The following is an 8,679-nucleotide window of genomic DNA, read 5'->3' as shown; positions in this document are numbered from 1 at the left end:
ACGAATGGGTGGTCGTGGTGGTGGTCGTGGTTGTCGTGCTAGTCGGCCCGCCTTTGTGGCCGCCGCCGCAGCCAACCGCTAACACCAGCATCGCCGCACCGCCGAACAATGCCATCGAGGTCCGAGCTTGAGACTTCATGCGCAAATCCCCAATCTCATCAGGTGCACGTTTGATACCCCGGACGACGAGGTGCGAAACGCGTCGAATGTCAGCTCCGCCTGGATAACTGGGCACGTATCAACGGGGCGATCTTGTCCGCCATATACGCATGTCCAGCGTCGTTGGGATGCACACCATCTGGCCCGATCAGGTCGGGCCGGCCAACGAACCAGCCCTCGCTGATCGGATCGACGAACGTCGCCCCGGCCCATTCGGCCTGGCTCCTGAGGGTGTCGCGGACGTACAAGACGTCGAACGGCGGATCGGCGTTCGTCCAGGGCGGGCCGATGACCAGCAGCTTCGACGAGGGCGCGATGCGGCGCGCGATATCGAACGTGTCGTGCGCCATGCCCGCCATCTGCACGGGGTCCACGCCCTCGTCATTGCGCGAGCCGAAAAACACCACCAGCGCATCGTCGGGATGGACCGCTCTGCCGGTGAGATCCTCGAAGACGCTGCCGTGGTCGCCGCGCACGACATAGCCGGCTCGGCCTTCCGATGCGACATCGGGGGAAATCTGAACTCCCTGGCGAGCCAGCGTCAGCCAAGTGCGGTTGGTCCACGCATTCTGGCCCTCCCCGCCTTCATCGGTCCCGTTGGTGTAGGAGTCCCCGATCACCGCGACGTGATCGATCGGGGTGCCGCGGGCCGTGGTCTGGTACGGGCGCGCCGGTGCCGTGCGGTGGCCGATCATTCCGACCGCAACGGCCAAGGAGATAACCAACGTGGCAAGACGACCCACTGCTACCTCCCCTCGGTCGAGTCCCCATAGCGTCGACGGGCACGGGACATTGAAGCTCCCGTGCCACAGGGCATCGTACTTGATCTGTGTGTGGCGCAGCAGGGTTCGTGTTCTCCAGGCGATTGTCTAGCCGGCGCGCGCCGAAATCGACGTTGGCTGGTCTTCCAGGGCTCGGTCGATCGATTGCAGCTTGCCGGCCGCCGGTTGAGCGGCCGGATCGGTCCGGGCGTCAGCGCTCGCGCTCCTGACGTCGACCATCCTGCGCATCCAATGGCGGGCGGGCTCTTCGACGATGTGGTACAGCAGCATCGAAAGACCTATCGCGATCGCGAGCAGGCAGATGACGTTCCATTTCCATGGAGTGTCCTGCGGATTGAGATCGAATTGCTCAACGGCCCATCCCCAAGCGGTGTGTACGAGCTCGTGCACCATATACAGGGCGAACGAGATCTGCCCGCCATAAACCATCAGCCGGGTCGATAACAGCCTCGGCAGGCTACCCACGCCGATCGCCAGCGTTATCACCAACGGGACGAACAACATGTCGACGACCCCGCCGCTGTCGCTCTCCACAACTCCGGTTATCGGATGTGCGGCGAACCAGTAGAGAACGCCCACCATCGCAACCAGGAGAAGCAGGGAGACGTACCCCGCGACGAGGCGACCGCGATCCGTCAGCCGCAACCTACGGACGGCGGCACAGGCCAGGGCGCCGGCGGTGAATTGGGTCACAATTCGCGGCAGCCAGCTCCACGGTGTGTAGAACTCGCCACTGGCCAGCAACATCACCACCGGCGGCGACGACGCCGCGACCGCCAGCAACATCAGGCTCCGCGCCCTCGTCGCCTGCTTCATCCGCAAAATCACCAGCACGAGTAGGCCGAAGAGCAGATAGGCCAGCCATTCGGCACTGATCGACCAGGCCGGCCCATCCCAGCTGGAGTCATCGAAGAACGGCACAAACCACAACTGCACGAGCAGGATCTGCCGCACGTAGCTGATCGCGGTGAGCTGACCGGCGTAGGTCGACGGCACGTGACCGACGTGCAGGGTGAAGATCACCCACATCGCGGCGAGGTGCAAGGTGACCAGGTAAACCGGCCACACTCTGGCCAGGCGCAGCCACAGGAAGTGCAGGGTGGCGCGCGTCGACCACGACCTGCCCATGCGGTCGAGGTAGTTCCACGTCAGCACGAATCCACTGAGGATGAAAAAGAGATCGACGCCTTGCGCGCCGCAGTCGAGCACCGGCGCGAGGGCGTCGCGGAAGCCGGGCGACGCATCGCTCAACATCGGCCGGAAGTGAAACAGCACCACCCACACCGCGGCGATGATGCGAAGACCTGTGAGGGCCTTTATCTCTCCGCGCACAACACTCTTCCCGTCAGGCCACTGGTCTTCATTCGCAACTGCCCGGGCGGTTTAACTCCACGCGACCCGACAAAACGACGGCGATGGGAGGGTACCAAGGCCGTCGCTGCAATGGCGAGTCGGCGACCCGGTGTGGCTCCTGAGAATCGCCTTCAAGCATGGGGCTTTTCATCGGTACAGTGCCGCCATGTCACTGACGACTCGTCTGACGAAATTCTTCGGGATCGAACATCCCATCCTGCTGGCGCCGATGGCATTCGTTTCCGGGGGCCGGCTCGCTGCCGCGGTGACAGCCGCAGGCGGTCTGGGGCTGATCGGCGGAGGTTACGGCGACGCTGAATGGCTGAGAACCGAGATCGGCCAGGCCGACGGCGCACGAATCGGTTACGGCTTCATCACTTGGAGCCTCGCGCGCAACCCTGACCTGCTCGACATGATTCTGGCTGAGCAGCCGGCGACGATCATGTTGTCGTTCGGTGAGCTGCGGCCGTTCGCCGAACGCGTGCGCGCGGCCGGCGTTCCGCTGATCGCGCAGGTACAGACCCTCGACCAGGCCCGCGGGGCTCTCGATGTCGGCGCGGACATCGTTGTGGCCCAGGGTGCGGAGGCAGGCGGGCACGGCATGAGTGTGCGCTCGACATTCACCCTGGTGCCCGAGGTCGTCGACATCCTCGCCGAGCGTTCTCCCGAAACGCTGGTGCTGGCTGCCGGCGGCGTCGCCGACGGCCGCGGGCTTGCGGCGGCGCTGGCGCTGGGTGCAGACGGGGTGCTCGTGGGCACCAGGTTTTGGGCTGCCCCCGAGGCGTTGGTTTCGCCGCGAGCGCATCAGCGCGCCGTCCAGGCTGGAGGCGACGACACCTTTCGCACTCAGGTGTATGACGCTGTGCGGCAGCTGGATTGGCCCGGCGAATACAACGTGCGGGCGCTGCGCAATTCCTTCCTCGACACCTGGCACGGCAACGAGGCGCAATTATCCGCATCGTTGCCCGAAGCGATCGAGACGTTCGAGAAGGCTGTCGCTGCAGAGGATTTCGACGCGGCTGCCATTCTCATCGGCGAGGGGGTCGGACTCATCCACGACATTCGCCCGGCCGCCGACATCGTGCACGACATGGTCAGCGGCGCAACAGAAATCTTGCATCAGTAAAGCGGCGACCACGCCGAGGTTCGCAGCAGTCGGCTCTGCCACTGGTCGCGGTACTTCAAGGCGTCGAACATGTAGGTTCCGGGTCCGCGGTGCTCAGCTGGGATGTCGGTAGTCAACAGATGCAAGAGGGCCGCGTAGTCATTGGTCGCGTCAATCTTCTGCCACAGCATCGCTTCTCGGCGTTTGTGGCTACCGTGTGCCACCTGGAAGCAGGCCTGGATTTCCAGCACCCTTCTGCCCGGTGGCGCCTTGGACAGCACCCGGTAGTAGATCTCGTCCCACGAGCGGATGTAGTCGTCCAGCGGCGCGTAAGGCCACCCGGTGTCCTCCATGAATAAACTCAACGGATGCGTTGCGCCATCGGTGGGCACGCTGTTGAGGTCCACCTCCTGGAGGGGCGACCACTCGACCGGCAGCAGGAGCTTTCCGGTGACCTCATGGCGGAGGTCGTCCAGCTCGCGCATCCATGGCGCGAGATCGCCTGTTTGTGCCCGGCGGGCTAGTGTTTCCCACGCCGCGCCACCGGCGATGCCGGTGATAGTGACGACGTTGTAAGCGACCCCTGATCCGTGAGCGTGGTTGGTGTACCACAGCAGCCGAGCATCGTCCTGCTCTGCCAGCGTGGGCATCCAGCCCTCGCGGTAGGCCGCCTCGAAGTCGTCCTCGCGTGCGCCTACGACCTGGTGGGTTTCGTGGAGGAACAGCACGGTGACTCCTTTCGGTTGTTCAACCGTGGTCGGCGATCAACGCGGCGAGCTGGCGGCGGTTGAGCTTGCCGGTCTCGGTGTACGGGATGCGGTCGACGATCATCAGCCGCTCAGGCAGTTTGAAATACGCGATGCGATCACGACAATGCGATCGCAGCTCTGCAAGTGTCACCGGAAGGCGAGCCACTACTGCCGCCCCCACCCGCTGGCCCATCTCTTCGTCGCTGATCCCGACGACCGCGACATCGGCGACCGCCGGATGGGCACGCAGTGCCTCCTCGACCTCGATCGGGCCGAACTTCTCTCCGCCGCGGTTGATGGTGTCGCTCAGCCGGCCACTGGGATAGATGTATCCGTCCGCGTCCTGGCGGGCCAGATCACCGGTATGCAGCCAACCGTGGCTGACGTTCTGGCTGGTGTTCACCCACACCTCGCCGACGCTGCCGGTCTCGACGTCGCTGCCGGTGTCGGGATCCACCACTCGCAGTTCGACTCCGGGCAGCGGCGTGCCGACCGATCCCACCCGATTGGGGTCGCGGTGATCATCCGGCGACAAGGTCGTGTAGGCACCGAGCGTCTCGGTCTGGCCGAATACGTTGGCAAAAGCCACATGTGGCAGCGCGGCCATTGCGCGGCGCACCAACGGGATGGGCGCTGCGGCCGCGCCGTACGCGATGGCCACCAGCGAGCTCATGTCGGTGCCGGTGAAGTCGGGATGGTCGAGGATGCGCTGGATCATCGTCGGCACCAGGAATGCGGTGCGCACCCGATGCTCCTGCACCAAGCGCAGCCATTGTCCGGCGTCGAACCGTTCCTGCACGACCGAGGTGTTGCCCGAGTAGAGGCTGCCGAGCATGCCCAGCGAACCGCCGACGTGAAAGAACGGGACGCACATCATCCCGACGATGGGCGCCGCATCGGCCCGAAAAGGCGCCCCAATCCCCCGAATCCGCGCAGTCAATTGTCCGCTGGTGATCCCGACGGCCTTCGGGAGTCCGGTTGTCCCGCTGGTGAAAAGCACCAGCGCGTCACGGTCGGCAATATCCTCGACAGCCGGCACCGGCGAAAGCTGTTGGCCGCTCAATAGATCCGCGGGCGTTAACGTCTTGGTCGCCCCCGCTGCACACAGCCGGTCGGCGTAGGGCTCGCCGGCGACACCGACCTCGAGGCAGTCCGCATTGCGCAGTAGGTCCCGCAGCTCGGCGGAGGTGAGCGCGGGGTTCATCAGCGCCGCAGCCGCACCGATGCGCGCGGCGGCGAGCACCGATGCGATCGATAGCAGGCTGCCGCCGTCGACGACGGCGACGCGGTTTCCGGCCGTCACCCTGTTGGCAGCCAGCCCGGCGGCGCACTGTTCGACGGCCGATGCCAGCTGACCGTAGGTGATCCTGCGGTTGTCGATGATGAGCGCGACGCGGTGAGGCACGCCGGTGGCGGCCGCGTCGATGATCGTGCCGATGTTCATCGGCGGCTCAATACAGCGGTGACCACGACGAGGTCCGCAGCAGCCTGCTGGTCCACTGATCGCGCAGGTCCAAAGCGTCGTACATCCAAGTTCCCGGTGCGCGGTAGTCCGGTGGGATTTCGGTACGAAGGAGATTCAGCAGTGCCTCCGGCTGGCGGATGCGCTGCATCAGCACTACTTCGCGGCGCAGGTGGCTGCCCAAGGCCGGCTGGAACGCGGCTTGGATGGTCAACATTGCAGCCGGCGCCTCAAGGCTCTTGGAGTACACCTCACCGCAGCGGTCGATGTATTCGGTGAACTTGTCCTCGAAGGGCCACATGGTGTCCTCCATGTAGAGGGTCAGCTCGTGTTCCCGCCCATCGACAGGTATCTCGCCGAACGCCGTGTCCTGAAGCGGTGACCATGGAAGCGCCATCAAAAGCTTGGCCTCGACGTCATGGCGCAGCTCGTCGAGTTGGCGCATCCACTGCCGCAGATCGCCCTTCTGAATCCTCAGTGCCAGGCGCTCCCACGCCGCTCCGTCGCGAACCGCGGTCACCGTGACCACGGTGTAAGCCGGGCCGCTGCCGTGTGCGTGGTTGGCGTACCAGAGCAACCGGGCGTCGTCTTCGCTGGCAAGCGTTGGCATCCAGCCGTCACGGAACGCGGCTTCGAATTCGTCCTCGGCGCGTCCTCGCACCTTGTGCACCTCGTGCATGAACAGCACTCAACGGACGGTAATCCAACCTGGACAGCGAAGCCAGACATCTGGTTTGCTCGCACCCATGGCCAGGCTTGATGTGCCAGACGGTCCCGGTGGCGAGGCTGCGATGATTTGGACGTTGCGGCCGCCGCTGGGCGAGATGGTTGAACGGATGATCCGCGGGGCCTATCAGCAGAGCATCTTGCCGCCGGAAGAACGCGAACTGGCCAGGATGCGCATCGCGCAGATCAACGACTGTGTGGCGTGCTCGGATTTTCGCGCACCATCGGTGCTCGAAGCGGGCGTCGCACCCGAGCTGTATGCGAACGTCGCGGCATACGCCACGTACCCCGGCTACACGCAACGGCAGCGTCTTGCCATCGAGTACGCCGAACGTTTCGCCAATGACCACGGCTCGATCGACGACGCGTTCGTCGATCGGCTCCGTGAATCGTTCACCGACGCTGAAATCCTTGATCTGACACTATGTTTGGCGGTTTTCCTTGGTCTGGGACGTTCGTTGACTGTGCTGGGCGTCGATCAGTCCTGCGCGATCGATCTGTGAGCGAGAGAGCGGTCGCGAAGAGTGGACATCGGATCGGTCGACGAACTGCTCACCACCACCCGGGCGGTGCGCAAACGTCTTGACTTGACCCGGCCGGTCGGTCGTGAGGTGATTCTGGAGTGCCTTCGGCTGGCAATGCAGGCGCCGACGGCGAGCAACGCGCAGGATTGGCGCTGGCTGGTGATCACCGATGCCGCTAAGCGCGCCGCGATCGCCGAGATCTACCGCAGCATCGGTGTTGAGTATCTGACGCACGTCGCCGCGACGGAGTCGGATCCGCAGACCCAACGGGTATATCAAAGCGCACTGAACCTGACCGAAACGCTCGCCCAAGTTCCGGTACACGTTATTCCATGCTTGCAGCGCCGGATTGACGGCAACGATCTGTTAACTGCATCGTCCGCATGGGCATCGATCATCCCGGCCGGCTGGAGTTTTTTGCTTGCCCTTCGGTCGCGTGGTCTCGGATCAGTCTGGACCACAATGCATTTGGCCAAGGAGCGGGAGGTCGCCGAACTGCTGGGAATTCCGGCCACAGTCACACAGGCCGCGCTGTTCCCGGTGGCCTACACGATTGGCACCGACTTCCGGCCGGCCGCACGGCCGCCCGCGGAGACGATCACTTATTGGGATACCTGGGGACAGCCTGACGGAGAAAGCTGATGCAGTCCTACACCGTTCGATTTCACGTCGATGCACCACCGAAAAAGGTATGGCGAGTGTTGCATCCGCCAGTGCCGCCCGACGCGCCAAAGCCGCGGGTGCTCGAGTGGCCGACCGGCAGCATGGAGATTCTCAACGAGGGCGACGAAGCTGGCGAGGGGCTGGTCCGCACCTGTGTCTTTCCTGTGCCCAAGTACTTACTGTCAGGCGGCATGGGGCGTTCGTGGGAGACCATTACCGAGGCGAAGATCAACAAGCTCTCGCGCTATGTGGCGATTGGCAAGCCGCTGTGGTCGCGCGCCGAGGGATACCACGAACTGGAGGAACAACCCGACGGCAGCACAGTGCTGACCTTCCACGAGACCTATCACGCTTTCAATCCCGTGCTGCGTTTTTTTCTCGAACGTCCAGTGCACGCGAAGATTTCGCGCGACAATCTCGACATCTACGAGCACGCCCTCGGCTATGCAGGATCGGTCAAACGGCTGACCTAGTGATGGCTACTGGCCGGTAGCTGAAATTTGTTTCTTACCAAAGTATTAAAGGCTGCACCCAGTGACCTTAGAGTAACCGATTAGCGTCGAAAACGTTATCGCAGCAACAGCGTTTGAAAACGGGGGCCTTATGACCGATTCGCTCGACGGCGCAGCTTCGTATGTGGCGCCCCGTCACGCCCATCTTCCGTTTGACTGCAAAGGCGCTGCGGTGCGAGCCCAGTGCCGCAGCCTGGGAACAGTCGTAACGGTCACCGGTGCGGTCGACTCGACGAATGTCGACCAGGTCACCGAGTACTCCGAACGCTTCATTCTGCCGGACAAGCCTTTCGTCCTTGACCTATCGGCTCTGGATTCCTTTGCGGCACAAGCTGTCCGACTTCTTCACCGGTTGGACGACGTTTGCAGCGTCGCCGGGCTGGAGTGGTCGGTGGTCCCCAGCCAAGCAGTAACTACGGCGCTGCTGGTTACTCACGAGGAATCCAGCTTCCCGGTTTTCGGCTCGGTACACGAGGCACTGCATTACTTCGCTGATGCCACCTCCGCACGCCGCCTATTACTGTTGCCGCTGCTCACCAAGACCGCTTAACGGCGCAATCAGGCTCGGGCGCGCCCCGCGCTCACCCCGTATGCTGCTATTCGTGAGGTCGAAGTCCACCGTTGTCGCCGCGGCGGCGCTCATT

General features: G+C 63.8%; 10 protein-coding genes. 5 read left to right on the top strand and 5 right to left on the bottom strand.

Going from position 1 to position 8,679, the window contains the following annotated elements; genetic code table 11:
• Positions 1 to 209: 209 nt before the first annotated feature.
• Positions 210 to 902 (bottom strand): Rv0518 family GDSL lipase, encoded by a 693-nt coding sequence (locus WB785_RS07205; RefSeq protein ID WP_424078137.1) that lies wholly within the window; start codon positions 900 to 902, stop codon positions 210 to 212.
• A gap of 126 nt (positions 903 to 1,028) precedes the next feature.
• Positions 1,029 to 2,273, bottom strand: a complete 1,245-nt coding sequence (locus WB785_RS07200) for an acyltransferase family protein (RefSeq protein WP_424078136.1) — start codon at positions 2,271 to 2,273, stop codon at positions 1,029 to 1,031.
• Between the two features lie 187 nt (positions 2,274 to 2,460).
• Between WB785_RS07200 and WB785_RS07195 the strand changes: the two genes are divergently transcribed.
• Positions 2,461 to 3,420, top strand: a complete 960-nt coding sequence (locus tag WB785_RS07195; protein ID WP_424078134.1) for an NAD(P)H-dependent flavin oxidoreductase — start codon at positions 2,461 to 2,463, stop codon at positions 3,418 to 3,420.
• Here WB785_RS07195 and WB785_RS07190 read toward each other — a convergent pair.
• The 3 genes from WB785_RS07190 to WB785_RS07180 are packed head-to-tail and all read right to left on the bottom strand — an operon-like array spanning position 3,414 to position 6,289.
• The gene (locus WB785_RS07190; protein ID WP_424078132.1) at positions 3,414 to 4,127 is read right to left on the bottom strand and encodes a hypothetical protein; all 714 of its coding nucleotides are present in this window, start codon (positions 4,125 to 4,127) and stop codon (positions 3,414 to 3,416) included. The genes WB785_RS07195 and WB785_RS07190 overlap by 7 nt on opposite strands.
• A 19-nt stretch (positions 4,128 to 4,146) precedes the next feature.
• A complete protein-coding gene (locus tag WB785_RS07185; RefSeq protein WP_424078130.1) occupies positions 4,147 to 5,592 on the bottom strand; it encodes a class I adenylate-forming enzyme family protein in 1,446 nt (481 codons plus the stop codon).
• A gap of 7 nt (positions 5,593 to 5,599) precedes the next feature.
• Positions 5,600 to 6,289, bottom strand: coding sequence for a hypothetical protein (locus WB785_RS07180; RefSeq protein ID WP_424078139.1), 690 nt, complete (start codon positions 6,287 to 6,289; stop codon positions 5,600 to 5,602).
• A gap of 67 nt (positions 6,290 to 6,356) precedes the next feature.
• Between WB785_RS07180 and WB785_RS07175 the strand changes: the two genes are divergently transcribed.
• The 4 genes from WB785_RS07175 (at position 6,357) to WB785_RS07160 (ending at position 8,585) form a co-directional block, all read left to right on the top strand.
• Positions 6,357 to 6,839 (top strand): carboxymuconolactone decarboxylase family protein, encoded by a 483-nt coding sequence (locus tag WB785_RS07175; protein ID WP_424078129.1) that lies wholly within the window; start codon positions 6,357 to 6,359, stop codon positions 6,837 to 6,839.
• A gap of 21 nt (positions 6,840 to 6,860) precedes the next feature.
• Positions 6,861 to 7,502 (top strand): nitroreductase family protein, encoded by a 642-nt coding sequence (locus tag WB785_RS07170; RefSeq protein ID WP_424078127.1) that lies wholly within the window; start codon positions 6,861 to 6,863, stop codon positions 7,500 to 7,502.
• Complete coding sequence (locus WB785_RS07165; protein ID WP_424078125.1) at positions 7,502 to 7,996, top strand: SRPBCC family protein; 495 nt, start codon at positions 7,502 to 7,504, stop codon at positions 7,994 to 7,996. Before WB785_RS07170 ends, WB785_RS07165 begins: the two co-directional genes overlap by 1 nt.
• Positions 7,997 to 8,126: 130 nt before the next feature.
• Entirely contained in the window at positions 8,127 to 8,585 is a 459-nt protein-coding gene (locus tag WB785_RS07160; RefSeq protein WP_424078124.1) for an STAS domain-containing protein, read from the top strand.
• Positions 8,586 to 8,679: the final 94 nt, after the last annotated feature.

It is taken from the genome of Mycobacterium sp. (assembly GCF_049585075.1).
Classification (GTDB): domain Bacteria; phylum Actinomycetota; class Actinomycetes; order Mycobacteriales; family Mycobacteriaceae; genus Mycobacterium.
Note: the sequence above shows the minus strand (reverse complement) of the source record. Positions and strands in the feature narration are given on the sequence as shown.

Coding starts and splice junctions, on each gene's coding strand:
- WB785_RS07175 (WP_424078129.1), top strand. CDS start 6,357: ATGGCCAGGCTTGATGTGCCAGACGGTCCCGGTGGCGAGGCTGCGATG.
- WB785_RS07160 (WP_424078124.1), top strand. CDS start 8,127: ATGACCGATTCGCTCGACGGCGCAGCTTCGTATGTGGCGCCCCGTCAC.
- WB785_RS07180 (WP_424078139.1), bottom strand. CDS start 6,289: ATGCACGAGGTGCACAAGGTGCGAGGACGCGCCGAGGACGAATTCGAA.
- WB785_RS07195 (WP_424078134.1), top strand. CDS start 2,461: ATGTCACTGACGACTCGTCTGACGAAATTCTTCGGGATCGAACATCCC.
- WB785_RS07185 (WP_424078130.1), bottom strand. CDS start 5,592: ATGAACATCGGCACGATCATCGACGCGGCCGCCACCGGCGTGCCTCAC.
- WB785_RS07165 (WP_424078125.1), top strand. CDS start 7,502: ATGCAGTCCTACACCGTTCGATTTCACGTCGATGCACCACCGAAAAAG.